This window comes from Methylobacterium sp. NFXW15, from assembly GCF_049887755.1.
GTDB lineage: Bacteria > Pseudomonadota > Alphaproteobacteria > Rhizobiales > Beijerinckiaceae > Methylobacterium.
On sequence record NZ_JAGEKG010000002.1, the window covers coordinates 469,482 to 495,234 of the forward strand.

Here is a 25,753-nt window from a genome sequence, read left to right on the forward strand (position 1 = left end):
AAGAGCCGTCGGCGCCGGTCCGGGCGCGTCGTGGGGGCGCACCTACGCCCGTGGCGGCCGGGTACCAGCCGCAGCATATCAGTTGTGTGACGCGGTGCAGCTTGTTCGCCGCCCCGGAAAGGATCGTTGCGAGAGGCATGAGACCCCCCATCTGCTTCCATCCCGCCTATGAGGCGACCCTGCCCGAGGGCCATCGCTTTCCCATGCGCAAATACGGCCTGCTGGCGGAGGCCTTACGCACGCGCGGCCTCGTGCCGGATGGGTTCGTGCAGCCCGAACTGGCGGATGCGCCCATGTTGGAGCGGGCGCATGATCCTGCCTATGTGGCCGGTGTCCTGGCTTGCGATGTGCCGCGCGCCATCGAGCGGGATATTGGCCTGCCAGTGAGCGAGGCGCTGGTCCGCCGCTCCCGGGCCAGTGTCGGCGGGACCGTGCTGGCCGCCCGGCTCGCTCTATCGCATGGCTGCGCGGGAAGCGCTGCGGGGGGAAGCCACCACGCCCGGCGGTCGCAAGGGGCCGGCTTCTGCGTGCTGAACGACGTGGCGGTGGCGGCACTGACCTTGCGCGCGGAGGGTTTGATCGGTCGCGCGATGGTGGTCGATCTCGATGTGCACCAGGGCGACGGCACAGCCGACTGCCTATCTCGCGAGCCCGACCTCTTCACCCTCTCGATTCATTGCGAGAAGAACTACCCGTCCCAAAAGATTCCGAGCGATCTCGATATCGGCCTGCCGGATGGGCTGGAGGACGCGGAGTACCTCGCGATGCTGGAAGCGCGCCTGCCTCCGCTCATCGATGCCGTTCGGCCGGATATCGTCTTCTATAACGCGGGGGTGGACCCCCACCGGGATGACAGGCTCGGTCGGCTGAACCTCACCGATGAAGGGCTTGCCGCCCGTGACCGGTTCGTGGTCCGGGCGGTGCGGGCGAGGGGGCTACCCATCGTCGGGGTGATCGGAGGTGGCTACACGCACGATGTCGAGGCTTTGGCCAACCGCCACGCGCTCGTCTTCGAAGCCCTCGCCGCCGAGGCGGCGGGTTGAGGCGTTTGAGCCACGAATGTTGTGCAATGCGGTGAAATCTCACCGTCGTAAGGTTTTGGGAAGGAGCGACCCCAAGGATCACCGGAATTGAGACGCCCGCTCCTTGTCGAGGGGGCGTTCAACCGGAGTGCGTCGGGAGTCCGTCATGTGGACGCGGGTTTGGGAAGCGATCAAGGCGACTTTGGCGGTCGCTGCGTTGATCGCCGCCGCCCTGGTGTCGGCGGACAAGCTCGACCGCGAAAAGACCGCGCCCGCGCGCGCGTCCCTGGTCGAGCCGGTCGTCACCGGGGCCATTGCCCCGATCAGATAGGTCAGCCCGGCGGGATGCGCCCGACAGAGCAGAGCGTGCGCATGGTGCTGCTCGTCGGATCGGCGTAGCAGCTCGCGGACCAGCCGTCCTGCTGGATGAAGGACTTCCGCCCCTCTGAGAGGGCCGTGCGGTAGGCCTTGGCGATGATCGGCTCCACGGTCGAGGCCAATTCTCCGGTCAGGATTTCAGACGCCGTCGAGAGTTCGCGGAAGAAGGCTGCGGAGGGCTGCGGTTCGGCCGAGATCGCCTGCACGATGGGCTCGGCCCGGCAGGTCACGTCGAACTTGTTCGGTCCCGCCATGCGGATGTCGATGCTCGGTCCAGACCGCCGCCCCACCTTGCCGCCAATCGCTCCGGCGATCTGCCGGGTGAGGTCGTCGCAGGAGGCGGCGTGGGCCACAGCGGGTGCCAGGGCGAGGCAGGCGGCGAGGAGGATAGGCAGACGCGGCATGGAAAGCTCTCTGAAAGCGAGCCTCGTTTTGGCGTGGCACGCATGCGCTGTCGAGAGCCCTGACGGGTGTCTCAGTCCCTTGTAAAGATGGACCTCTTTTGCCATCTGAGCCTCCCCGCCACAGGAGTTATGAATGGCTGAGCAGACCACCGAACAGACGTATTACGGGCTGACCCTTGCGCAGCACCGCGAGCGCATCAAGAAGCTCGGTGCCGAGAAGGGTCTTCAGGGTGAGCACCTCGAGCGGATCACCGCCAAGGCTCTTGAAATGCTCCCGACGATCCGCCTGGATGAGTCTGCGCAGCGCTGAGTGATCACCCCGGCGCCGCCTTCGGCGGCGTCAGTGGAAATCACGGCTGCGATAGGGGTGCCGATGCGTCGGCGCCCCGAAGTCGGTGGTTTCCGGCGGCAATTTCAGCCCTGCCTCTCGCAGGTCCCTCAGGGACCCAGTCAGATCCCGAAATCCTTCGGCCACGAGGTGAACCACCTCGCCTGCACGCTGGATCCGCCCTTTCACAGCCAGGAACCGCGCCTGCATGGCGATCCGGCGGTTGGCCTCGAACACCTTCTTCCACACGATCACGTTGGCCGTGCCGGTTTCGTCCTCAATGGTGAGGAACACCACGCCCTTGGCCGTGCCCGGCCTCTGCCGCACCAGCACGATCCCCGCCACGATGGCCCGTGCATTCTGCGGCAGGATGGGGTCGAGATGGGCGCGTGCGGTCATGGCGCCGATCCGCGCCAAGCGCTCTCGGAAGAACGCCACCGGGTGGCCGCGCAGGGACAGGCTCGTCGTGGCATAATCGTCTGCCACCGTTTCGGAGGGCGCCATGGCGGGCAGGTCGGCCGCCGCTTCGTGGCGGAACAGGCCGTCATCGGCATGCCACGCGAACAGCGGCAGCGGGGCTTCGAGCAGGTCCGCCCTGCGTCCGTCCTCTCGGGACGGAAGAGCCCTCCGCGATAGCCCTTCCAGCGCCCGCACCGCCCACAGCGCATCCCGCCGGGCAAGGCCGAAGGCGCGGAAGGCATCCGCATCCGCGAGGCGTTCCAGCACGTTCCGTGGCAGGGCGAGCGCGGCCTGCAATCCTTCGATGCTGGCATAGCCGTTGGCCCGCAGGCGTACGAGACGCCGCATGGCCATTTCGGGCAGACCGCTCACCAGCCGTAGCCCCAAGCGGACGGCATGGAGGCGTGGCGTCTCGCAGGGCTCGAGGGTGCAATCCCAATCGCTCGCGTTCACGCAAACGTGGCGCACCTCGACTCCGTGAGCGCGCGCATCGCGCACCAGCTGGGCCGGTTGATAGAAGCCCATCGGCTGTGCATTGAGGATGGCGGCCAGGAAGACATCTGGATGATGGCACTTCATCCAGGCCGAGGCGTAGACCAGCAGGGCGAAGCTCGCCGCATGGCTTTCGGGAAAGCCGTAGGTGGAGAAGCCGCGGATCTGCTGGAAGCAGCGTTCGGCGAAATCCTTCGGATAACCGCGTCGGGTCATCCCGCCGATGAACTTATCCGCGAAGCCGCCGATCTCGCCGTTGTGCCGGAAGGTCGCCATCGCCCGCCTTAGCCCGTCGGCCTCGGCCGGGGTGAAGCCCGCCGCGATGATCGCGATCTGCATCGCCTGTTCCTGAAACAGGGGCACCCCGCAGGTCTTCTCCAGAACCGCCTTCAACTCGTCGGCCCGCGCCGGATCGTCGGCGGGGGAGGGGTACTCGACCGTCTCCTGATGACAGCGGCGGCGCAGGTAGGGATGGACCATTCCGCCCTGGATCGGGCCGGGACGCACGATCGCGACCTGCACGACGAGGTCATAGAACTCCTTCGGCTTCAGGCGCGGCAGCATCGACATCTGCGCCCGGCTCTCGACCTGGAACACACCGATGGAATCGGCCTTCGACAGCATGGCGAAGGTCGGCTCGTCCGCTTGCGGGATGTCCGCGAGGGTCGGGAAATCGATGCCGTGGTCGCGCTTCAGGAAATCGAGGCCGCGCCTCAGGCATGTGAGCATGCCGAGCGCCAGAACGTCGACTTTCATCAGCTTGAGGGCGTCGATGTCGTCCTTGTCCCACTCGATGAAGGTGCGGTCCGGCATGGCCGCATTGCCGACCGGCACCGTCTCGTCGAGGCGCCCCCGCGTCAGCACGAAGCCGCCGACATGCTGTGACAGGTGCCGGGGGAAGCCGATGAGCTGATGGGCCAGGTCGAGGGCCTGACGCAGGGCAGGATTGTTCGGGTCGAGGCCGGATTGCGTGACGTGGGCATCGGGCAGATCCTTGCCCCAGGAGCCCCACACCGTATCGGAGATCGCCGCCGCCACGTCCTCGGACAGCCCGAGCACCTTGGCCACTTCACGGATCGCCATGCGCGGCCGGTAATGGATCACCGTCGCGCAGAGCGCGGCCCGCTCCCGGCCGTAGCGCTCGTAGAGATGCTGGATCACTTCCTCGCGCCGCTCGTGCTCGAAATCGACGTCGATATCGGGCGGCTCACCCCTGTTTTCGGAGATGAAGCGGGCGAAGAGCAGCTTGTGCTTCGTCGGATCGACCGCTGTGATGCCGAGGCAGAAGCACACCGCGGAATTGGCCGCCGAGCCGCGCCCCTGGCAGAGGATGCCCCGGTCGCGGGCGTGATCCACGATCTGGCTGATCGTCAGGAAGTAGTGAGCGAATTTCTGCTCTCGGATGAAGTCCAGCTCCATCCGCAGGGTGTCGCTCACTTCTTTAGGGATGCCGTTCGGGTAGCGCCAATAGTGCGCGCCCTTCCAAGTCTTCTCTTCAAGATAATCCTGCGCCTCGCGACCGGGCGGGACAGGCTCGTCCGGGTATTCGTAATGAAGTTGCGCCAGGTCGAAGTCGCAATGCTCGGCGATCTCCGCCGTACGGGCCAGGGCCTCCGGATAGTCCAGGAACAGCTTGGCCATCTCGGCAGCAGGCTTCAGGTGGCGCTCGGCATTGGCCTCCAACCGGTAGCCCGCCGCGTCCAGGGTGCAGCCCTCGCGGATGCAGGTCAGCACGTCCTGAAGCGGGCGTCTTTCGGGGTGGTGGTAGAGAGCATCGGCCAGGGCCACCATCGGCGTGCCACAGCGCCGCCCGGCTTCGTCCAACAGACGAAGGCGGGTGCGCTCGTCGCCCCGGCGGCGATGGCTGGCGCCGAGCCAGACCCGCCCCGGTGCGGTGGCGGCCAGGGATTCCAGGCGTGCGAGAAAAGGGGCGGGGGGTTCGGGCTTCTTGCCCGGCGGCATGGCGATGAAGACCAAGCCTTCCGCCGCATCGAGCATTTCCGTGAAGGAGAAGCGGCACTCGCCCTTGCGGGCGCGGCGGTTGCCGAGCGTCAGCAGGCGGCAGAGGTGTCCCCAGGCCACCCTGTCCATGGGATAGGTGATCGCCTCGAAACCGCATTCCGTCACGAGGCGCACACCCGGCAGGAAGCGGATGGGCGTGCCCTCCTTCTCCGCTTGCAGGGCGGCCGTATGAGCCCGCACCAGACCGGCCATGGTGTTGCGATCGGCGACGCCGATCCCTGCGAGTCCATAGGCGGCCGCCTGCGCCACATATTCCTGCGGATGAGACGCGCCGCACAGGAAGGAAAAATTCGTCGTGGCGGCGAGTTCGACATAGGCCGCGCTCACGGAAACATCCCGTGGACGAACCACGCGGCTGGGCGATCCGGCCCGTGTGCCCCGTCCCGGTAGAGCCAGAGGCGGCGCCCTGCCTCGCATTCGATGCGGTAATAGTCACGCGGCTCGGCCTGCTCGCGCCACCATTCGGGAGCGATCCGCTCTGGTCCCTCGGCGCGGGCCACGCGATATTCACGTGCCCGCCAGCGGAAGCGGTGCGGCGGCCCGTCCGGCGCGGTGGCGAAGACATCGTGCGCCGCCTCGCTGCGGGCGAAGAGCACCAGGGGCCGGGCCGGGAGGAAGGCCGGATAGGGCAGGGGCGGAGCGACGAACGATACGATGCCCTCGGCCCGTTCCGGAATGTGGCTCTCGCGCGGGGTGAGGCGCATGAGGCGCCGTCCGATCCGCTGAGCCAGGATGTCCGCGAGCCCCGCGACACGCTCCCCTGCACCAGCGCCGCCGAAATCAGCTTGCCGGGCCACCATCGACTCGGCGGATGTGACGGCGATGTCGACCGTCTCGAACCCGAACCCGGCATCGAGACCCGCGCCGAGCCTGTCGAGCCGCAACCCGACCAGGGTCGCGATCCGATCCGGGCAACGCTCCGGCTGTGACAGGCCGAGATCGAGGGATCGCACGGCCCCGTCGACCCGATGCAGGGTCAGGCGCAGGCCCAAGGCTCCAAGCCCGGCCCGCTCGAGGCGTGGGGCGATCTCCTCCATCAGGGCGCGGGCGGCGGCGACCACGTCGGACTGGCGTCCGATTGGATCAAGGAAGCCACGCGCCGCCGAGAAGGTTCGCTCCTCGTCCAAGGGCGATAAAGGTTCGGGCCGACGGCCAAAGGCCTGATCGAGCCGCAGAAGCGGCGCCAACCCGAAACGCCGGGCCAGAGCGGCGCGGGGCAGGACTTCGACATCGCCGATCCGGCGCAGCCCGAGGCGTCTCAGCCCGGCCGCGACATCGGCATCGAGACGCAGGGCCTCCACGGGGAGGACGGCAATGTGAGGCTCGCTCTGGCCGGGAGGGACGAGAATCGGCGGCTTTTGGCCGAACAGGGCCAGGGCGAAGGCTGCGCCCGGCGTGTCGGCGAGGGCGATCCGCGCCGGGACGCGTGATCGTGCGAGCCGCGTGGCGAGGTCTTCGAGCAACGCCGCCTCCCCGCCCAGCAGATGGGCCGCGCCTTCGATGTCGATGAACAGGCCGTGCCCACCTTCGGCAGGACCGAAAGGCGCGACGATGGGCGCGTAGCGCATCGCCCAGCGGCACAGCCGGGCCAGCGCTTGGGCATCCGCATCGGGATCGGCGGGGTGGACGCGCAGAGGTACGCCGATCCGTGCTCGCACCCGACCCAGCAGATCCCCCGGCTGCAGGCCGAGGGCGCGGGCCTGCTCATCGACGGCGACAAGACGCAGGCCCCCCGGACCGGCGGCGGCGACGGCGTGCGGCCCGTCCTCAGGAGCGAGCCCGGCTCGCCTGAGCCGCGTCATCGGCCAATCGTTCAGGCAGATGCAAACGATGCGCGGCACTGTCCCACTCCAGAAGCCAGGATCCGCCGCGCCCGTTGCGGCATCGTTCGAGGCGCACCCGCCAGCGCGGGGCGAGAAGACCGCCGGAGAGGCCGGGGCCCTCTGGGGCGGCGGAGACGAGCCAGCGGGTGGCGGCTCCGTTGGGAAGCCCCGGCCCTGGCTGACGCAGGACGAGGAGGAGGGGCGGTTCGCCCGTCTCGGCCGCCAGTTGCAGCCGTCGCCCCGCCTTGAGCGGCATCCCCTCGCCGACGAGCCCGATCAGGGCCGACAGGCAGTTCGCATGGAGAGCGGCTTCCAGGGCGCGAAACACTTCCCGGTCGCCGCCCGCCTCCAGCAGCAGGATGCGACCCGGATCCAGGCCCAGGGAGGCGAGGCCGTGGCCATAGGGGAGAGAATGGCCCGAGGCGGCGGCGATCATCGCCTCGCCCGGATCCTCTCCGAGGCGGCGGGCACAAAGGGCCATGGCGAAAGCCAGGGCGGCGATGGCGTCGTCGGGTTCGGCGGGCACGACTTCGTGAGGAGGTCCCAGGACTAGACCACCCCCCGGTAGATGTGCGTCGAGCGCGGCCAGCCCGAGGGGCATGACGGGGATCGCGGGAGAATGCCTTGCGGACAGCTCCGCCCTCAGGCGTGCAAGCTCGTCCACCACGCTCGCCGATCTCGGGGGGCTCATCGGCACCTGTGCCATCGTCGCTGGGTCTGGTCATGCTGTGAGATAGGAACATAACAAGAACAAACTCAACCGGATCCTGAGCCGTCCCGGATTTGAACGTGGTGTCAGCGCCTTGGCCTGTGGACTGGTGTGGATGGCTGTGGACGCCCCCCGGAGCGTCCCCGCTTCCACAACTCAAGGGGGTGATTCTGCGGATCTCGCCGTTTGGTGGAACGATTCATTCGTGAAGGTCTGCGAGTGTGTGCTCACGAGGCAAAAGCCCAATCCGAAATCAAAGCTTAATGCCGGCGCCGCAAAATGATCAAAATTTACGATAGAAAATACCTAGATTTGACAATCATCATCTGCGGCGTATGAGTGACAACATCAATAGAGGGCATCGCAATGGTCTCCGACGAAGTCATCAGGGACATCCTTCGGCAGAATGAAGCCATGTCTCCCATCGTCGATAGCTTGAACGAAGACGACGACCTGTTCGAGAAGGGGCTCGACTCTTTCGGTTCGGTGCAGCTCATGCTGGGCCTCGAAGAGAAGTTCGAGGTCGAGTTCCCGGATACGCTCCTGAACCGTCGCTCCTTCTCGACCATCCGGATCATCCGCGAGACGGTCACCAAGCTGTCCATGGGAGCCGCCGCGTGAGCACAGACCTCGCTCGCCGGGCGAAGCGCGTCGCAGAGGTCGCTGCGCTTCATGCCGATGCGGTCGATCGCGAGGGCCGCTTCCCCGCCGAGGCCGTCGCCGCCCTGAAGACGGAGCGGCTGCTCGGCCTCCAGATTCCGACGCAATACGGTGGCGAGGGCGCAGGCCTCGCCCAGATCGCGGAAGTGTGTTGCACCCTCGGCCAGGCGTGCAGCGCCTCGGCGATGGTCTTCGCCATGCACCACATCAAGCTCGCGAGCCTCGTGACCCACGGGCTCACGAGCGATTGGCATTGCGGCCTGATGGCCAAAGTCGCCAACGAGCAATTGCTCATCGCCTCCTCCACCACCGAGGCGGGCATCGGCGGCGATCTGCGCAACAGCCTGTGCGCCGTCGAGGCCGAAGGTGACGTGTTCTCCCTCGGCAAGGATGCCAGCGTCATCTCCTACGGATCGCAGGCCGACGTGATCCTCGTCACGGCCCGGCGCAACCCGGAGGCTCCGACATCCGACCAGGTGCTCGTCGCGCTGATGCGCGATCAGATGAGCTTGGCCCGGACCTCGACCTGGGACACGCTCGGGATGCGCGGCACCTGCAGCGAAGGCTTCCGCCTGGAAGCCAAGGGCGTGCCCACGGTCCAGATCCTGCCGAAGCCCTTCGCCGAGATCGCGGCGCAGTCGATGCTCGCCTCCTCACACCTGCTGTGGAGCAGCGTGTGGTTCGGCATCGCGACCTATGCCGTGGACCGGGCGCGCAGCTTCGTCCAGGGTGAAGCCCGCCGCCGCCCCGGCACGGTGCCGCCGAGCGCCCTGCGTCTCGCCGAGGCCGCCAGCGCCCTTCAGGCGATGAAGGCCACCGTCCTCGGCGGGCTGCGCCGCTACGAGGGCGCCCAGCATGAGCCCGACGAGCTCAGCTCCCTCGGGTTCGCGGTCAGCCTGAACAACGTCAAGACGACCTCGTCCAGCATGGCCGTCGACATCGTCCAGAAGTCCCTCGGGATCGTCGGCATCGCCGGATACCGCAACGACACGCCGTTCAGCCTCGGCCGTCCGCTGCGTGACGTGATGTCGGCCCCGCTGATGATCGCCAACGATCGCATCCTCTCCAACACCGCCAACCTCCTGCTGGTGCAGAAGGGCGGCGGCCAGCTCCTGAGCGCCTGATGGACAGCCTGCCCGCCCTCGACGCCGTCGCCTCCACCGAGGTGCCGCAGGATTCCACGACCGTGGAATCCCCGACCTTCCTCGACCGGCTGTTCGATGCCGGTCTCCTCGTCCGCACCGGCGTGGATGGCCTCTATGGCCGCAGCGGCGCGTTCGAATCCGTGGTCGAGGCCCTCGACCGTCTCGTCTCCCGCCTCGGCGGCGATGACGGAGCCGAGGTGATGCGCTTCCCGCCGGGCATGAGCCGCTCGGCCTTCGAGCGCAGCGGCTACCTGAAGGGCTTCCCGCACCTTGCGGGCACCGTTCACAGCTTCTGCGGCAACGAAGCCGACCATGCGCGCATGCTCGCCTGCGTCGAGGCCGGTAAGGACTGGACGGAGAAGCAGGCGGCGACCGACATCGTCCTGACGCCTGCGGCCTGCTACCCGCTCTACCCGACGGCCGCGGCGCGCGGCCCTCTCCCACAGGGCGGCCTGTTGTTCGACCTGCAATCCTACTGTTTCCGGCACGAGCCCTCGCTGGAGCCGACCCGGATGCAGCTGTTCCGGATGCGCGAATACGTGCGCATGGGCAGCCCCGACGAAGTGCTGGCCTTCCGCGAAAAGTGGCTCGACCGGGGCACCAAGATGATGGCCGGTCTCCGCCTGCCGCTGGAAGTCGATCTCGCCAACGATCCGTTCTTCGGTCGCGCGGGCAAGATGCTCGCCAACAACCAGCGTAACCAGAACCTGAAGTTCGAGCTGAACGTGCCGGTCAACAGCGTCGAGAAGCCGACCGCCTGCCTGAGCTTCAACTACCACCAGGACCATTTCGGTACGACCTGGGGGCTCACACAGGCCGATGGCAGCGTCGCCCACACGGCCTGCGTCGGCTTCGGCCTGGAGCGCATCACCCTCGCCCTGCTGCGCCACCATGGGCTCGACCTCGCCCAATGGCCCGCCGACGTGCGCGCCACCCTCTGGGGCTGAGCGCCTTGTCCGCCAGCTTCGCCATCCGTGAAGACCGGCCGGATGCGCCGGTCTTCGCCTCCCATCCGCTGCACGGGCAGGATCGGGCGTGGCCCGAAACCAATTGCTACGTCGATCTCTGGATCGAGCTTCTGCATCATCGCGGCCTCGTGCCCGAAGCGATGCTCGGCTTCACCCTGCGGCAGGATTTCGAAGGCGACCAATTCACCTTCTTCAAACCGTCGATGGCCGAGATCGAGGCCCTCTATGGTCTGCGTCTCGATGAACTCGCGATCTATGATGGCCTCGAACGCCACGCCGTGATTCAGGCCGCGCGGGGTAACGTCGTACTGGTGGAGGTCGATGCGATCTTCCTGCCGGATACGGCGGGCACGACCTACGGCCGCGAGCATTCCAAGACGACGATCGGCATCCTCGCCATCGACAAGGCCGGGCGTCGGCTCGATTATCTGCACAATGCCGGGCGCTTCACCCTGGAAGGCGCCGATTACGACGGCATCTTCGCGGAGACGACGCTACCTCCCTATGCCGAGTTCGTCCGCCCGGTCGCAGATCCGGTCCTGGCCGGTCGGCTGCCTGCGGTAGCTCTCGACCTCTTGCGGGCCAACCTGTCCGGGGCACCCAACCATAACCCCGTGAAGGGCTTCGCCTCCGCGCTCGGTGAAATCGGCGATGGGCTCGTGGTGCGTCCGCTCTCGGTGTTCCACAAATACGCGTTCAACACGACGCGTCAGCTCGGCGCCAACTTCGAGATGCTGGGAAGCCATCTCGCGTGGCTGACGGCAACCGGCGCGGGCGACTTCTCTGCCGCCGCCGAAGCCGCGACGCGGCTCGGCAGCGAGGCCAAGGCGTTCCAGTTCCAACTGGCCCGTGCCTTCGCCAAGCGCAGTGCCGTGGGCCTGCCACAGCGGCTCGACAAAGCCACCGAGACCTACGACGAGGTCTTCGGCGCCCTCCGCGACGCCCTGGCCTGACACCATGGCCCGGATCCGCGCGATCGACGGGGCGGCCCCTCGCGCCGTCGATGGCCCGTGGCAACTCCTCGCTACGCAAGCCGGTGCCTGCGCCTCGCCCGCCGATTGCGCCGGGCGTGAAGGCTGGATCCCTGCCGCCGTCCCCGGCACCGCAGCCTCTGCCCTGAGCGACGCGGGTCTGTGGCGTGAGGCCGACCCCGCGCCGATCCACGATCAGGACATCTGGTATCGCGTGCCGATCTCCGGCTCCGGCCGCGAGCGCCTGACTTTCGAGGGCTTGGCGACGAATGCCGAGATCTGGATCGACGGCGATAAGGTTCTCGCGACCGATTCCATGTTCCGGCCCTATACCGTCGAAGCGGACCTGACGGAGACGAGCGAACTCGTCCTCTGCTTCCGCTCCCTCTCGGCGTCGCTGGCCAAGCCGCACAAGCGCGGGCGCTGGCGTCCGCGCCTCGCGACACCGGGCTCCCTGCGGAATGCCCGCACCACGCTCCTCGGCTTCATGCCCGGCTGGTCGCCGGTCATCGACCATGTCGGTCCGTTCCGGCCCATCACCCGGCAGACCGGCGCCCCGTACGAGGCGGATCTTCGCGCGAGCCTCGACGGTGACGTCGGCACGCTCGTCGCCCGCCTGCGCCTGCCGGGTTCGGAGGGCGGAAAGGCCGTGCTCCGCTGCGACGGATGCGAGATGAACCTCACGGAAGAGGCGCCTGGTCTCTTCGTCGGCACGTTGACGCTTCCCGGTATCGCGCCTTGGTGGCCGCATACCCACGGCACGCCGACCCTCCACACGGTCGAGGCGGAGATCGGCGGCCGACGCCTCTCGCTCGGTCGTGTCGGCTTCCGCAGCCTCACCATGACCCGGCCATTCGAGCAGGGTCTGAGCCTCACCATCAACGGCGTTCCTGTCTTCTGCCGGGGTGCCATCTGGACGCCCGCCGACCTCGTCGGCCTCTCCGGCGATCAGGAAACCTTGCGGCCCCTGCTCGACCTCGCCCGCGAGGCCGGGGTGAACATGCTGCGCGTGCCGGGCATCACCCTCTACGAGGCCGATGCCTTCCACGACCTCTGCGACGAATACGGCATCCTGGTCTGGCAGGACCTGATGCTCGCCAATTTCGACTATCCCCACGAGGATCCGGCATTCCGCGAAAACCTCGCCGCCGAGATCGCTGCTTTCCTCGACCGTACGCAGACCTCGCCCTCCCTCTGCGTCGTCTGCGGCGGCAGCGAGGTCTGGCAGCAGGCCTCCATGCTCGGGCTGCCGCGTGAAACATGGAGCGGCGGCTTTCCCGGCGAGACCTTACCGGGGCTCGTGGCGGACAAGCGACCGGACCTGATCGTGGTGCCGAACTCACCCTCTGGGGGTGATCTGCCCTTCTCGGTGAGCGCGGGTGTCGCGCATTACTTCGGCGTCGGCGCCTATCTGCGCCCGTTTGAGGATGCCCGCCGGGCGGAGGTCGGCTTCGCGAGCGAGTGCCTAGCCTTTGCCAACGTACCGGAGCCGGAGAGCCTGCGCCGCGCCGACCTGACGGACCCGACGGATCCCCGCTGGGCGGCGGGCGTCCCCCGTGATCGCGGCGCGGATTGGGATTTCGAGACGGTCCGCGACCATTACGTCGCTACGCTCTACGGGGCCGATCCCGACCGCCTGCGCCGGGAGGACCCAGAGCGCTATCTCGCCCTCGGCCGGGCCGCCGTAGCCGAATGCATGGAGGCGACCTTTGCCGAGTGGCGGCGGGCTCGCTCGCCGACCATGGGGGGGCTCGTCCTGTCCTGGCGCGATCTCGCTCCCGGCGCGGGTTGGGGGGTGGTGGCCCATGATGGCCTGCCGAAATCCGCTTGGTATGCCCTGAAGCGCGCCTTCCGGCCGGTGGAGCTGATCCTGTCCGACGAGGGGCTGAACGGACTTCACGTTCACCTCATCAACGAGACCGCCGAGAGTGTCGGGGCGACCCTGCGCCTCGCTTTCCTCGATGCCTCGGGTAAGGCGGTGGCCAAGTCCGAGCGGCCGGTCGAGATCCCTCCGCGCGGTGCGCTGACCTTCAGTTCCGCCGAACTGCTCGGCCGGTTCTTTGATGCCACGTCGGCCTATCGCTTCGGACCGGCGCAGCACCGCCTTGCCCATGCCGCGCTGCTCGACGGCGCGGGGGACGTGATCGCCGACGCGATCCATCATCCCACCGGGCGGGACGTGACGCCCGTCGAGACCGGGCTGTCGGCAGAGATCGCCGAGGGGCCGGACGGTTGGGGCTTGCGTCTCTCCACCGAGCGTCCGGCCCTCAACGTGCAGATCGACCTCGAAGGGCAGGGGCGGCCCGCCGATAACGGCTTCCACCTCCTGCCCGGGTATCCGCGTCGCATCGCCCTTACCGGTCTGTCCCGGCGGCCGGAAGGCTGCGTGCGCGCCCTCAACGATGTTTCATCCGTAAGGCTCTGACGCGATGACGCTGGCCACGCCCGACAAAGCCTTCGCCGGAGCCACCCCGGTTTCGGGCATGCCGGTCAGCTTCGAGAACATGCTCGGCTGGTACGGCGCAGGCTTTTCCCGCCGGGGAATCGTCCTGTGCGGCACCCTCGGTTATGAGCAGATCTCGGCCGGTCGCGGCTGGCGGCGCCTCGCCGCCGACCTTTCGGCCGCCGGATTCCCGACCCTGCGCTTCGACTACCCGGGGGAGGGTGATTCCGCCGATCCGGATCAGCCCGCTGTCGAGACGATGGTGCGTGCCATCAAGAGCGCCGTGCGCTTCCTGCGCGAGCAGGGGGGCGTCGAAGAGATTGTCCTTGTCGGCCTGCGCGTCGGGGCGACCCTCGCTCTCCTGTCCGCCGAGGACGGCGGCATCGACAGGCTGGTCCTCCTGGCGCCCTTCGCCTCCGGCCGCGCCTATCTGCGCGAGATGAACATCCGCGCGAAGACCATCGACCAATTGCCCGATGGCCGCCCTTTCCCGCAGGACCCGGCCTCTCCGGTGTTCGGCGGCTTCCGCCCGGCGGCAGGCCTGCTCGCGTCTCTCGGCCAGGTCGATCTCGCCAAACTTCCGCCCGCGCCCGTGCCGGATGTCCTCATCCTCGGCGCGGATCCGGCCGGGCTCGCCGGGCGCCTCCGGGCGGGCGGCAGCCACGTCACGGCCGGGCCGTTCCCCGGCCTCGCGCCATTCCTGTCGAACGCCTTGATCTCCGAAACCCCGACCGAGGTGTTCGCGCAGGTCGTTGCCTTCGCCAAACAGGGCGCTGCGGCCCCGCTGGGCGCTCCACGACTCCCGGCGCCCGCCTCGCCCATCACCGGACCCGGCTGGACGGAGACGGTTATCCGCTTCGGCGAGAATGTCGGCATCGTCTGCGCGCCGGAGATCCCGGCTTCAGACAAGCCGCCGGTCCTGTTCCTGAATTCCGGGGTCAACCCGCGCTCAGGCTACGGCCGCCAGACCACGGAACTCGCCCGGTCCCTGGCCGCTCTCGGCATCAAGTCCCTGCGCGTGGATCTACGCGGCGTCGGCGACAGCGGCGATCGGCCGGATGGCAAGCCGCCGCTCTACAGTGCCGACGCCCTCGACGAAGCGCGGGCGGGCATCGACCGGCTGGACGAGGGCAGGGGGGTCGTCGTCACCGGCAATTGCAGCGGCGCCTATTTCGGCTTTCACCTGCTCTGCACCGATCCCCGGGTGCGGACCGCTGTGATCTCGAACCTCTATTGCTTCGATTGGGACCCCAATACGGATCTCAGCGCGGCCCTGAAGCCGAGCTTTCGGAGCCCGGCGACCTACGCTTCGTTGCTTCGTCAGAAGGGGACGTGGCAGCGTGCGCTGCGCGGAGAGGTGAAGGTTGGCGCCATCGCCTCGCGTCTCGTCTCCGTCGCCCTCGGCCGCATCGGCCAGATGGCGGCGAAGATTCTGCAACCCTTTCCCTCGGCGGCCAGCGTCGCGGGCCGCTGCGCCGCCTTCCGCAAGCGCGGGGCGCGTCTCTTGCTCATCTTCAGTGAAGGGGAAGCCGGGCTCGGCGAAGTCGCGATGCATCTCGGCCGCTCGCCCTCCAAGGTCGCGAAGCGCCTCGGCCACCCGGTGATCCTGATGCCCGATACAGATCACAACATGAGCACCGCAGGTGCTCAGGAGCGGATGAAACGGATCATCATCGACGCCATCTCATCGACGTGAATCAGAACCACGCGCGCAGACCGTGTGGTTCGAGACGCGCGGCGATCGCCTCGACATGGCGCAACAGGCCTGCCCGCACCGGCTCGTCAACGTTCCTCAGCCGTGACAATTCACGAACGAGCATCGCCTTTATTTTGACCGCCGGAAACTCGAGCGTCATTCGCAGGTGTCCCTGCGCTTCCTTTACGTTCGAGAACAGTTCCCATGTCGTCAAAACGGCCCAGAGAGGCATGTAGCCGAAGGGGGAGCGCGAGATGACCTGTTTCGTCTCGACACTCAATGTAGAGAAGACGGACGAAAGATAGCGCCAATCATTCAGTTGCGCGCCCGCCGCGCCGGTTCGTGCAAGCATACTGCTGATGCGCGGCTCGAAATCCCTGAAAAGGTGCACATGCTCCTCAAGATCCATGATGCGATAGCCGAGCCGAGAATCTCCAGCAAATCGTCCCGCCACGATCGCCCCGAACCGGTCCTTCGCCCGAGTCAGCAACTCTGCTGAAAACACGGCATGAGAGCTGAACGGCATGGTGAGATGCATATCTGTATAGTCAGGTTCGTATCCGTGATCTGCGAATGCGGCCACGCTTTCCGCAAATATCGCGCGACTGTCGAAGACTTCCGGCCCTGAGCCGTCCCAAGGACTTCCGAACTCGATCGGTTCCAGGTCAGCGAAGCTTCCCTGATGGATATCGTAGTCGGTGTAGAGGGATTTGAAGGCGAATCAGGGGAGTTCCGGGTGACGATCGATGATCCGATGAAGGTTCTCCACGCCGTCCGGGCGCCACATCGCCTTATGGGTCATCGGGCAAACGTACTCACCCTTGGCTTGGCCGAAGGCATACTCGAAGGCATCGGCCATGTTCGGTGACGGCAGATGGACCCTCGCATAGCGAAACCGATGATCGAGATGGGGCGCGAAATCCCGCCACCATCGCTCCATGGTCAGATCATCCGAACTTGTGTCCACCAGAACGTATTCGAAGTCGGGGCAGGTCTGATTGACCAGGCTGTAGAACAGACGGTCCAATAAGTGCGGCGCGTTCCGCGTCGGCGTAACGATCGACAAACGAGGGGAAGACATCGCACGAAGTCCAGGCGCGTCCGCGCGGGCAAAGCATGCTCCGGCCTCAGCGGGCGGAGATCATTTTCCCTACGATTTATCGATCTCGACTAAAACAAGCTCAAGATTGAAACTTTCGATCGGATTACAACTTTTGCTGTTTCCCATGGCCTACAGTGCCATGTCGTTTCGATATGAAGTGTCAGGTCGCATCGAGATTGACCACACAAAACAAAGCCCTGCCCGACTGATTTACAGTCGGGCAGGGCTGAGTTCGCCCGGCGTGCTACGTTACGAGCAGCCGGTGGTGCCGCCGCAGGTGTCGCACTTCAGGCATGTCCCGTTCCGGACGAGCGTGAAGTTCGCGCATTCCGGGCAAGCCTCGCCGACATAGCCCTTCATTTTCGCCTCGGCCCGGCGGTCCTCGACCGAGCGCGTCGGCGCGGCGAAGGGCAGGGTCTCGGCGATTTGGGCCATCTCGACGGGCTCAGCCTTCAGAGCCGTCGCACCCCGCACGGCGTGGACCGTGCCGGTGACCGGAGCCGGGGAGACGGCGAGCGTCTGGCCCGCCGGGCCGCCCTGGATCACGGTCAGGCGATCGGCCGAGCCGCGCAGCAGGCCGCGCGACACGATGGACGCCGCCGAGGTCGACTTCGGGCCCTCGCGGGTGGTGTCCCCCGCTTCGCCGCCGCCGAGCACGGTGTTGCCGATCTCGTTGGGGTTGACGTGCGCGAGGTCCGTGCGGCCGAGATACGAGATCGCCAGCTCACGGAACACGTAGTCCAGCAGCGAGGTCGCGTTCTTGATCGCGTCGTTCCCCTGCACGAAGCCCGAGGGCTCGAAGCGTGTGAAGGTGAAGGCCTCCACGAACTCTTCCAGCGGCACGCCGTACTGAAGGCCGAGCGAAATCGCGATGGCGAAGTTGTTCATCAAGCTGCGGAAGGCGGCGCCTTCCTTGTGCATGTCGATGAAGATCTCGCCGAGGCGACCGTCGTCGTACTCGCCGGTGCGGAGATAGACCTTGTGCCCGCCGACCACGGCCTTCTGGGTGTAGCCCTTCCGGCGGCCCGGGAGCTTCTCCCGCGAACGGATGCGCTCGACCCGCTCGATGACGCGCTCCACGATTCGCTCGGCCGCCGCCGCAGCCTTGGCCGCCGCCGGGGCCTGGACCAGAGCCTCGACCGCCTCGTCCGCATCCTCCTCCTCATCGGCGATGAGGGCCGAGTTGAGCGGCTGCGAGAGCTTCGAGCCGTCGCGGTAGAGGGCGTTCGCCTTCAAGGCGAGGCGCCAGGACAGCAGGTAGGCCGCCTTGCAATCCTCGACCGTGGCGTCGTTCGGCATATTGATGGTCTTGGAGATCGCCCCCGAAATGAAGGGCTGCGCCGCCGCCATCATGCGGATGTGGCTCTCGACCGAGAGGTACCGCTTGCCGATCCGCCCGCAGGGGTTGGCGCAATCGAACACCGCGTAATGCTCGGTCTTCAGGAACGGCGCGCCTTCCAGCGTCATCGCCCCGCAGACATGGGTGTTGGCGGCCTCGATCTCCTTCTTGGTGTAACCGAGGAAAGGCAGCAGCTCGAAGGTCGGGTCGCCAAGCTTCTCGGCCGGGACCTTGAGGTCCTTCGTCAGGAAGTCGTCACCGAGCGTCCAACGGTTGAACACGAACTTGATGTCGAAGGCCGACTTGAGACCCTTCTCCACCGCCGCGATCTTCTCGTCGGTGAAGCCCTTCGCACGCAGGCTCGCCGGATTGACCGCCGGAGCTTGACCCATCGAGCCGTGGCCCACGGCATAGGCCTCGATCTCGGCGATCTCGCTTTCGCGATAGCCCAGCGCCCGGAGGGCATCCGGCACCGCGCGGTTGATGATCTTGAAGTAGCCGCCACCCGCGAGCTTCTTGAACTTCACCAGGGCGAAGTCCGGCTCGATACCGGTGGTGTCGCAATCCATCACGAGGCCGATCGTGCCGGTGGGCGCGATGACGGTCGCCTGGGCATTGCGGTAGCCATGCTCCTCGCCGAGCGCCAGGGCGCGGTCCCACGCGGCGCGGGCGTGCTGGCCCAAATCGTCCTGCGGGATGTTGGCGTGATCCAGGGGGACCGGGGCGATTTGCAAGAACTCGTAACCGTCGGCCTCGCCGTGGGCGGCCCGGCGATGGTTGCGGATCACCCGCAGCATCGCGTCGGCATTTTCGTCATAGGCCGGGAAGGGGCCGAGTTCCGCCGCCATCTCGGCCGAGGTCGCGTAGGAGACGCCGGTCATGATGGCGGTGAGGGCACCGGCCAGGGCGCGGCCCTCATGCGAGTCGTAGGACAGGCCCATCGTCATCAGCAGACCGCCGATATTGGCGTAGCCGAGGCCGAGGGTGCGGTACCGGTAGGACAGCTCCGCGATCTCGCGGGACGGGAACTGCGCCATCAGCACCGAGATTTCGAGAACCACCGTCCAGAGGCGGTTGACGTGCTCATAGCCCACCACGTCGAAACGCTTCGCCTGACGGTCGTATAGGGTCAGTAGGTTCGTCGAGGCGAGGTTACAGGCGGTGTCGTCGAGGAACATGTACTCGGAGCACGGGTTCGAGGCCCGGATCCGGCCGCCCGACGGGCAGGTGTGCCAGTCGTTCATCGTGGTGTTGAAGTGCAGGCCCGGATCGGCCGAGGCCCAGGCTGCTTCGCCGATCTTCTCCCACAGGTCGCGCGCCTTCAGGGTCTTAGCGACCTTGCCGGTGACGCGAGCGGTGAGGTTCCACTCCTTGTCGGCCTCGACGGCGCGCAAGAAGTCGTCGGTCAGGGAGACCGAATTGTTGGAGTTCTGGCCGGCGACGGTGAGGTAGGCTTCGGAATCCCAGTCAGTGTCGTAGACGGGGAATTCGATCTTGGTGAAGCCCTGCTTGGCGAACTGGACGACGCGCTTGATGTAGGAATCCGGCACCATCGCCTTGCGGGCGGCCTTGATCTCACGCTTGAGCGCCGGGTTGCGCTCGGCATCGAAGCAGGCGTCGCCTTCGGCCTCGCACTGCGTGCAGGCCTTCATGACGGCGGTGAGGTGCTTGGAGACGACCTTCGAGCCGGTCACCAGGGCGGCGACCTTCTGCTCTTCCTTCACCTTCCAGTCGATGAAGGCCTCGATATCCGGGTGGTCGATATCGACGATCACCATCTTGGCCGCGCGGCGTGTCGTGCCGCCCGACTTGATCGCGCCCGCCGCGCGATCGCCGATCTTCAGGAAGGACATCAGTCCGGACGACTTGCCGCCGCCGCCGAGCTTCTCGTTCTCCGAGCGGAGCATCGAGAAATTCGAACCCGTGCCCGAGCCGTACTTGAAGAGGCGCGCTTCACGGACCCACAGGTCCATGATGCCGCCTTCGTTCACGAGGTCGTCCTGCACCGACTGGATGAAGCAGGCATGCGGCTGCGGGTGCTCGTAGGCGCTGCTGGAGCGCGTCAACTCACCGGTGCGGTAGTCGCAATAGAAGTGGCCCTGGCCCGGACCGTCGATGCCGTAGGCCCAATGCAGGCCGGTGTTGAACCATTGCGGCGAGTTCGGTGCCACCATCTGCCGGGCGAGCATGAAGCGCAGTTCGTCCATGAACGCGCTGGCATCCTCCTCCGACGAGAAGTAGCCGCCCTTCCAGCCCCAGTAGGTCCAGCAGCCCGCGAGACGGTCGAACACCTGCGTCGCGGAGGTTTCCGAGCCGAAGCGCTCCTCAACCGGAACCTCGGCGAGCGCCGCATCGTCCGGCACCGAGCGCCATAGGAAGGAGGGGACGTCGTTCTCCTCGATCTTCTTCAGCCGCGCGGGGACGCCCGCCTTGCGGAAATACTTCTGGGCCAGCACATCGCTCGCGACCTGGCTCCAGCTGTCCGGCACATCGATCCCATCGAGGCGGAACACGACCGACCCGTCCGGATTGCGGATCTCGCTCAGCGCCTTGCGAAACGCGATCTCCGCGTAAGGCGACTGCCCGGCCGTGGTGAAGCGACGTTCGAACCGCATAAGTCACACCTCTCCCGACGGGGCACAGGGCCCCGATCCCGCCACAAGCGGGGGCAGCGGTTCCGACCCGGCCCGCACTAGGCTCGGTTCGGTTCCGCAACGTTGATTTTAGAGACGGGGGCGGCCCACTGAACGCCGTGACCGAGGGGGCACCACCATGTCCAAGAGATTAACGCCGACCCGCCTTTCACGTCAACAAGTGGTGTGCGGGCGGAAGGTTTCCCGCTACATCTTGTGGTGTGAGGAAAAAGCCTGTGGATATCGGCGTCGATCCGCGTAAGTGTCCTTTGCACGTCGAGGATTCCCGCCGGGAAAATTTTGCGTCCACATGGGTCTGAGCCGGACCCGATTTTCGCAGCGGCCCTGGCGTGTCATCCATGCGACAGGTGGGCCCTTCGCATCGCAGCACTGGACTCGCGCGCGTTGCCTGCCCATAACCGCGTCCGACGCGCCTGCGGGCGCGGCCACGGACCGGATCGGGTGATGGCTCTCAAGGATACCCTGCTGCGCATCTTCACGTGGTGGAACGGGCAGACCGTCTCGGTCGCCGTCGATACCGCGCGCTCGGGAATCTTCGTCGGCGAGGACGAGCTAGGCAACAAGTACTACAAGGCGCAGGGCGCACTGATCGACCGTTCGGTCGGCAGCGAGCGACGCTGGGTGGTCTACAACGGCTATGCGGACGCTTCGAAGGTGCCGCCCGGCTGGCGCGGCTGGCTCTGCCATAACGTCGATGTAGCGCCGAGCGAGGAGCAGTACACGCCCAAGCCCTGGCAGAAGCCGCATGTCGAGAACCAGACCGGCACGGCCAACGCCTACCGGCCGCAGGGCTCGCAGCTTTCCTGGGGCTCCCGGCCGGCCGCGACGGGCGATTACGCCCCCTGGTCGCCGGAATAGGCCCTGCGCGGCGCCCTTTTGCCGCCACCGTTGCGGTGTTGAACCGGGCGCAACCCGCTTAGTCCCGACCGCCGAAAGGCAGACGCCTTGAGCCGCACCTCTTCCCGCACCGTTCGGGCGCTCTGCTTCGGCGCCGTCTGCCTCGCGGCCGTTCCGGCCATGGCCGACAAGATCAAGAACCCGACCGCGGTGTTCTCCGGCCTCGACAAGATCACCGGCCGCATCGTTTCGTTCGAGGTCGCAGTGGACGAAACCGTCCAGTTCGGCGCCCTGCAACTGACGCCTCGCGTTTGCTATTCGCGCCCGCCGACCGAGCCGGCCAAGACCACGGCCTTTCTCGAGGTCGATGAGGTCACCCTCGACAACAAGTATCGCCGGATCTTCACGGGCTGGATGTTCGCGTCGAGCCCTGGCCTGCACGCCATCGAGCATCCGATCTACGATGTGTGGCTGGTCGATTGTAAGGGCGGCAACGATGTGATCGCCGAGGCCAAGGAGCAGGAAGACGTCCCTGCCATGGCCGCCAAGCCCGAGAAGCCGGGCAAGCGCAAGGACGCGACCAAGACGGCCCAGCAGGTCAATTCGTCCGGGCAGGTGGATGTCGAGGCGCCGCGCGGCGTGCCGGTTCAACCGAAGCAGAAGCCCTCGCGCAAATTCTTCCCGTCGAACGAAGGTCCGGCCCCGGCCCCCGTGGCGCCGCCCCAGCCACAATCGATCTTCGACGCGATCTTCCGCTAGCCGGACTCGCTTCGGCGAGCGGGGATCACTCCTCGACAGGGTCGAGTGCCAGCAACACCTGTTCCCCCGTGACGGTCCCGTCGCAGGGCCAGATGTTCCAATCCGCCTCCGCATCGAGCGCGGTGGCGAGACGGCGCTTGTAGGCGTGGCGCGGAATCTCTTCGGCGCCGAACTGGGCGAGATGGTCGGTCACGAATTGCGTGTCGGCCAGCCGGTAGCCGCCGGTGCGAAGGCGGGCCATCAGGTGAACGAGCGCCACCTTGGATGCATCGCGGGCAAGGTGGAACATGCTCTCGCCGAAGAAGGCCGATCCGAGCGAGACGCCGTAGAGACCCCCGACGAGTCGGCGCGGTTCGCGGGCATAGACCTCGATCGTGTGGACGTAGCCATCATTGAACAGCGCGCCGTAGAGGTCGCGGATGCGCTGATTGATCCAGGTGCGCTCGCTATCGCGACGCGGCCCCGCGCAGCCCTCGATCACCCCCTGGAAATCGGTGTCCGAGCAGACCTCGAACACGTCAGATCGCACGGTCCTGGCGAGGCGCCGGGGAATGCGGAACCCGTCGATCGGCAGGATGCCCCGGGCGCGCGGCTCGACCCAGTAGAGGGTTGGATCGTCAGCATCCTCCGCCATCGGGAAGATCCCCGCGGCGTAGGCCCTCAGGAGGATTTCGGGCGTGATGTCGATGCGGGCGCCGTCATGCATGGCGATGACTGTCGCCCGCTCAAAGGGGAAAGGCCAGAGGGTCCTATGGCCGCTCCCGCTCAGGTCTTCAGGACGCCATTCGCCAGGGCCGTTTCGAGCCAATGGATGTCGTACAGTCCATTCTGCACGTCCTGATTGCGGACCAGGGCACGGAACAGCGGCAGTGTCGTATCGACACCGTCGATGACGAACTCATCGAGCGCACGGCGGAGGCGCATCAGGCACTCGTTACGGGTGCGCCCATGGACGATGAGCTTGCCGATCAGCGAGTCGTAATTCGGCGGGATCTTGTAGCCTTGGAACGCGGCGGAATCGACGCGAACCCCGAGGCCGCCCGGCGGATGATAATAGGTGATCTGCCCCGGCGAAGGACGGAAGGTCTCCGGATCCTCGGCATTGATGCGGCACTCGATGGCGTGGCCTTCGACCTTGATGTCGCTCTGCGCCACCGAAAGCGGCGCTCCCGCCGCAACCCGGATCTGCTCGTTCACGAGGTCGATGCCGGTGATCATCTCCGTCACCGGATGCTCCACCTGGATACGGGTGTTCATCTCGATGAAGTAGAAGCGGCCGTCCTCGTAGAGGAACTCCACCGTGCCCGCGCCGAGGTAGCTTAACTCCTTCATGGCGTTGGCGCAGATGCCGCCGATCTCGGCCCGCATCGCCTCATTGAGGGCGGGCGAACCGCCTTCTTCCCACACCTTCTGGTGACGACGCTGAAGCGAGCAGTCGCGCTCGGCGAGGTGGACGGCGCCGCCCTTGCCGTCACCCAGGACCTGAACCTCGATATGGCGCGGCTTCTCGAGATACTTTTCGAGATAGACGGCATCGTCACCGAAGGCGGCCTTGGCCTCCGACCGGGCCATGCCGATGGCCTGATCCAGATCGGCCTCGGTACGCGCGACCTTCATGCCACGCCCACCACCGCCGGAGGCGGCCTTCACCAGCACGGGATAGCCGATCTCGGCGGCGACGCGCTTGGCCTCGTCGCCCGTCTCAACCCCGCCCTCGGAACCGGGAACGCAGGGAATGCCGAGGCGGAGCGCCGTCCGCTTCGCCTCGATCTTATCGCCCATGATGCGGATGTGCTCCGCCTTGGGGCCGATGAAACCGATATCGTGGTGTGCCAGCACCTCGGCGAAGCGGGCATTCTCCGAGAGGAAGCCGTAGCCGGGGTGGACGGCATCCGCCCCGGTGATCTCGCAGGCGGCGATGATCGAGGGGATGTTGAGGTAGCTGTCCCGCGCGGCGGGCGGGCCGATGCAGACGCTCTCGTCGGCGAGGCGCACATGCATCGCGTCCGCGTCGGCGGTGGAATGCACCGCCACGGTGGCGATGCCGAGTTCCTTCGCCGCCCGCAGAATCCGCAGCGCGATCTCGCCCCGGTTGGCGATCAGGATCTTGTCGAACATGGCGGCTGCTTCCCGGGGCGTCAGGCGATGACGAGGAGCGCCTCGCCGAACTCGACCGGCTGGCCGTCTTCGACGAAGATCGCCGTCACGGTGCCGGCGCGGGTCGCAACGATCTCGTTAAAGGTCTTCATCGCCTCGATCAGGAGCAGCTTGTCGCCGACCTCGACTCGCGTGCCGACTTCGATGAACGGTCTCGCGTCGGGCGACGGACGCAGGTAGGCCGTGCCGACCATGGGGGAGGGCACGGTACCCGGATCGGTGCGGACGGGCTCGGCCGGGGCGAGGGCCGCCGGCATGTGAACCGGGGCGGGCGCCGCCGCGATCGGGGCGGGCGCCGCGACCTGGACGGAGACCGGCTCGATCCGGCGGGCGACCCGGATGCGCAGATCTCCCTTCTCGACCTCGATCTCGGAGAGACCCGTCTCCGTGACGAGGTGGGCGAGCTCGCGAACGAGCTCGGGATCGATGGAATCGTGCTTGGGCATCCGGCCTTCTTCGTCTGGCATCGGGTCCGATCGTCCGGCGGGCGGGGGCTCAGGCTCAACCGGGCGCCGGGAACACCGCGCTTCGCCGCGGGCCTTGTGGTCTTAGACGACCAGACAGCCCCGCGACAAGCCGCGATGAAATGGTGTTTCGTTCAGAGGTTCAGCAAGAGGCGTGGCCGCACTGCCGGACATCCGCGATGGTCTTGCGCATCGGCTCGACGCCGACCGCGCCGGGAATCACTTCGTCGCCCACGATGAAGGCGGGCGTCCCCGACAGGCCGAGCCGGTCGCCGAGGCCGCGATTCTCGGAAATCACCGCCTTCACCTCCGGGGACGACATGTCCTTCTGGAGCTTGGCGGTGTCGAGGCCCATCTGCTTGGCGACGTCGAGGGCCTTGGCGCCGTTCACGCGGCCCTTGGACTCGAGCAGCTTCTGGTGGAACTCGAAGAGCTTATCACCCTTCAGCTGCTGCGCCACGGCGACGGCCACTTGGCTCGCCTCCAGGGATTCCTGGCCGAGCACCGGGAAATCCTTGATGACGACCCGTAGCTTGGGATCCGACTTGATGAGCGTCTGCACGTCGCCGAGGGCCTTGCGGCAGTAGCCGCAATTGTAATCGAAGAACTCGACGAGGGTGACGTCGCCCTGCGGGTTACCCGCGACCACATCGTGCTTGCCGTTCACCAGCAGCTCGCGCGACTCCTTGAGGGCAGCGGCCTGGGCGAGGCGCTGCGTCTCGACCTGCCGCTTCTCGGCCTCGGCCATCGCATCCTGCAGAACCTCGGGGTTCTTGATCAGGTAATCCTTGATGATGCCCTCGATCGCCGAACGCTGTGCGTCGGTGAAGGGCGCGGCGGCATTCTGCGCCAGGGCCGTGGCTGAGGCGCCGAGGCTGAGCGCGAGAGCGAGGACGGGCAGGGGGCGGAAGAAAGACATGA

22 protein-coding genes are annotated in these 25,753 nt (G+C 66.8%); 11 read left to right on the top strand and 11 right to left on the bottom strand.

The window, feature by feature from the left end:
- Nucleotides 1-137: 137 nt before the first annotated feature.
- Together J4O73_RS06590 and J4O73_RS06595 are read left to right on the top strand one after the other, a co-directional pair.
- Nucleotides 138-1,043, top strand: a complete 906-nt coding sequence (locus tag J4O73_RS06590) for a histone deacetylase family protein (protein ID WP_426215718.1) — start codon at nt 138-140, stop codon at nt 1,041-1,043.
- Between the two features lie 145 nt (nt 1,044-1,188).
- The gene (locus J4O73_RS06595) at nt 1,189-1,353 is read left to right on the top strand and encodes a hypothetical protein (protein WP_426215720.1); all 165 of its coding nucleotides are present in this window, start codon (nt 1,189-1,191) and stop codon (nt 1,351-1,353) included.
- Between the two features lies 1 nt (nt 1,354).
- Here the strand turns inward: J4O73_RS06595 and J4O73_RS06600 are convergent, their stop codons facing one another.
- Nucleotides 1,355-1,804: a hypothetical protein gene (locus J4O73_RS06600; protein ID WP_426215722.1), complete on the bottom strand. Its 450-nt coding sequence runs from the start codon at nt 1,802-1,804 to the stop codon at nt 1,355-1,357.
- A 133-nt stretch (nt 1,805-1,937) separates the two neighbouring features.
- Here J4O73_RS06600 and J4O73_RS06605 point away from each other — a divergent pair, with 133 nt between their 5' ends.
- Nucleotides 1,938-2,114, top strand: a complete 177-nt coding sequence (locus J4O73_RS06605) for a hypothetical protein (RefSeq protein ID WP_378965989.1) — start codon at nt 1,938-1,940, stop codon at nt 2,112-2,114.
- A gap of 30 nt (nt 2,115-2,144) precedes the next feature.
- Here the strand turns inward: J4O73_RS06605 and J4O73_RS06610 are convergent, their stop codons facing one another.
- The 3 genes from J4O73_RS06610 to J4O73_RS06620 are packed head-to-tail and all read right to left on the bottom strand — an operon-like array spanning nt 2,145 to nt 7,454.
- Complete coding sequence (locus J4O73_RS06610) at nt 2,145-5,432, bottom strand: error-prone DNA polymerase (RefSeq protein WP_426215724.1); 3,288 nt, start codon at nt 5,430-5,432, stop codon at nt 2,145-2,147.
- Complete coding sequence (locus J4O73_RS06615) at nt 5,429-6,907, bottom strand: DUF6504 family protein (RefSeq protein ID WP_426215726.1); 1,479 nt, start codon at nt 6,905-6,907, stop codon at nt 5,429-5,431. Before J4O73_RS06615 ends, J4O73_RS06610 begins: the two co-directional genes overlap by 4 nt.
- Nucleotides 6,873-7,454 carry an ImuA family protein gene (locus J4O73_RS06620; RefSeq protein ID WP_426215728.1) on the bottom strand — a complete coding sequence of 194 codons (582 nt, stop codon included), beginning with the start codon at nt 7,452-7,454 and terminating at the stop codon, nt 6,873-6,875. The genes J4O73_RS06615 and J4O73_RS06620 overlap by 35 nt, the downstream gene beginning before the upstream one ends.
- Nucleotides 7,455-8,003: 549 nt before the next feature.
- Between J4O73_RS06620 and J4O73_RS06625 the strand changes: the two genes are divergently transcribed.
- From J4O73_RS06625 to J4O73_RS06650, 6 genes are read left to right on the top strand one after another with little or no spacing between them, the layout of a single operon-like run.
- Nucleotides 8,004-8,258 carry an acyl carrier protein gene (locus J4O73_RS06625; protein ID WP_426215730.1) on the top strand — a complete coding sequence of 85 codons (255 nt, stop codon included), beginning with the start codon at nt 8,004-8,006 and terminating at the stop codon, nt 8,256-8,258.
- The gene (locus tag J4O73_RS06630) at nt 8,255-9,421 is read left to right on the top strand and encodes an acyl-CoA dehydrogenase family protein (protein ID WP_426215731.1); all 1,167 of its coding nucleotides are present in this window, start codon (nt 8,255-8,257) and stop codon (nt 9,419-9,421) included. The genes J4O73_RS06625 and J4O73_RS06630 overlap by 4 nt, the downstream gene beginning before the upstream one ends.
- Nucleotides 9,421-10,389 carry an amino acid--[acyl-carrier-protein] ligase gene (locus J4O73_RS06635; RefSeq protein ID WP_426215733.1) on the top strand — a complete coding sequence of 323 codons (969 nt, stop codon included), beginning with the start codon at nt 9,421-9,423 and terminating at the stop codon, nt 10,387-10,389. Before J4O73_RS06630 ends, J4O73_RS06635 begins: the two co-directional genes overlap by 1 nt.
- Entirely contained in the window at nt 10,353-11,363 is a 1,011-nt protein-coding gene (locus J4O73_RS06640) for a DUF1839 family protein (RefSeq protein WP_426215735.1), read from the top strand. Before J4O73_RS06635 ends, J4O73_RS06640 begins: the two co-directional genes overlap by 37 nt.
- A 4-nt stretch (nt 11,364-11,367) precedes the next feature.
- Complete coding sequence (locus J4O73_RS06645; protein ID WP_426215737.1) at nt 11,368-13,806, top strand: glycosyl hydrolase 2 galactose-binding domain-containing protein; 2,439 nt, start codon at nt 11,368-11,370, stop codon at nt 13,804-13,806.
- A 4-nt stretch (nt 13,807-13,810) separates the two neighbouring features.
- Nucleotides 13,811-15,520 carry an alpha/beta fold hydrolase gene (locus tag J4O73_RS06650; RefSeq protein WP_426215739.1) on the top strand — a complete coding sequence of 570 codons (1,710 nt, stop codon included), beginning with the start codon at nt 13,811-13,813 and terminating at the stop codon, nt 15,518-15,520.
- 1 nt (nt 15,521) lies between these two features.
- On the opposite strand, the gene J4O73_RS06655 is transcribed toward J4O73_RS06650, so the two are convergent.
- The 3 genes from J4O73_RS06655 to J4O73_RS06665 form a co-directional block, all read right to left on the bottom strand.
- Nucleotides 15,522-16,103, bottom strand: coding sequence for a hypothetical protein (locus tag J4O73_RS06655; RefSeq protein WP_426215741.1), 582 nt, complete (start codon nt 16,101-16,103; stop codon nt 15,522-15,524).
- Nucleotides 16,104-16,241: 138 nt separating this feature from the next.
- Nucleotides 16,242-16,601, bottom strand: coding sequence for a glycosyltransferase family 2 protein (locus J4O73_RS06660; protein WP_426215743.1), 360 nt, complete (start codon nt 16,599-16,601; stop codon nt 16,242-16,244).
- 270 nt (nt 16,602-16,871) lie between these two features.
- Complete coding sequence (locus tag J4O73_RS06665) at nt 16,872-20,576, bottom strand: vitamin B12-dependent ribonucleotide reductase (protein WP_426215745.1); 3,705 nt, start codon at nt 20,574-20,576, stop codon at nt 16,872-16,874.
- A gap of 483 nt (nt 20,577-21,059) precedes the next feature.
- Between J4O73_RS06665 and J4O73_RS06670 the strand changes: the two genes are divergently transcribed.
- Nucleotides 21,060-21,473, top strand: a complete 414-nt coding sequence (locus J4O73_RS06670; protein ID WP_426215747.1) for an NADH:ubiquinone oxidoreductase subunit NDUFA12 — start codon at nt 21,060-21,062, stop codon at nt 21,471-21,473.
- 159 nt (nt 21,474-21,632) lie between these two features.
- Nucleotides 21,633-22,211: a DUF2155 domain-containing protein gene (locus J4O73_RS06675; RefSeq protein ID WP_426215999.1), complete on the top strand. Its 579-nt coding sequence runs from the start codon at nt 21,633-21,635 to the stop codon at nt 22,209-22,211.
- A 25-nt stretch (nt 22,212-22,236) separates the two neighbouring features.
- Here the strand turns inward: J4O73_RS06675 and aat are convergent, their stop codons facing one another.
- From aat to J4O73_RS06695, 4 genes are all read right to left on the bottom strand, one after another.
- Nucleotides 22,237-22,917, bottom strand: coding sequence for a leucyl/phenylalanyl-tRNA--protein transferase (aat, locus tag J4O73_RS06680; protein ID WP_426215749.1), 681 nt, complete (start codon nt 22,915-22,917; stop codon nt 22,237-22,239).
- Between the two features lie 59 nt (nt 22,918-22,976).
- The gene (gene accC, locus J4O73_RS06685; RefSeq protein WP_426215751.1) at nt 22,977-24,329 is read right to left on the bottom strand and encodes an acetyl-CoA carboxylase biotin carboxylase subunit; all 1,353 of its coding nucleotides are present in this window, start codon (nt 24,327-24,329) and stop codon (nt 22,977-22,979) included.
- 20 nt (nt 24,330-24,349) lie between these two features.
- Complete coding sequence (gene accB / locus J4O73_RS06690; RefSeq protein WP_426216001.1) at nt 24,350-24,814, bottom strand: acetyl-CoA carboxylase biotin carboxyl carrier protein; 465 nt, start codon at nt 24,812-24,814, stop codon at nt 24,350-24,352.
- 160 nt (nt 24,815-24,974) lie between these two features.
- A complete protein-coding gene (locus J4O73_RS06695) occupies nt 24,975-25,751 on the bottom strand; it encodes a DsbA family protein (RefSeq protein WP_426215753.1) in 777 nt (258 codons plus the stop codon).
- Nucleotides 25,752-25,753: the final 2 nt, after the last annotated feature.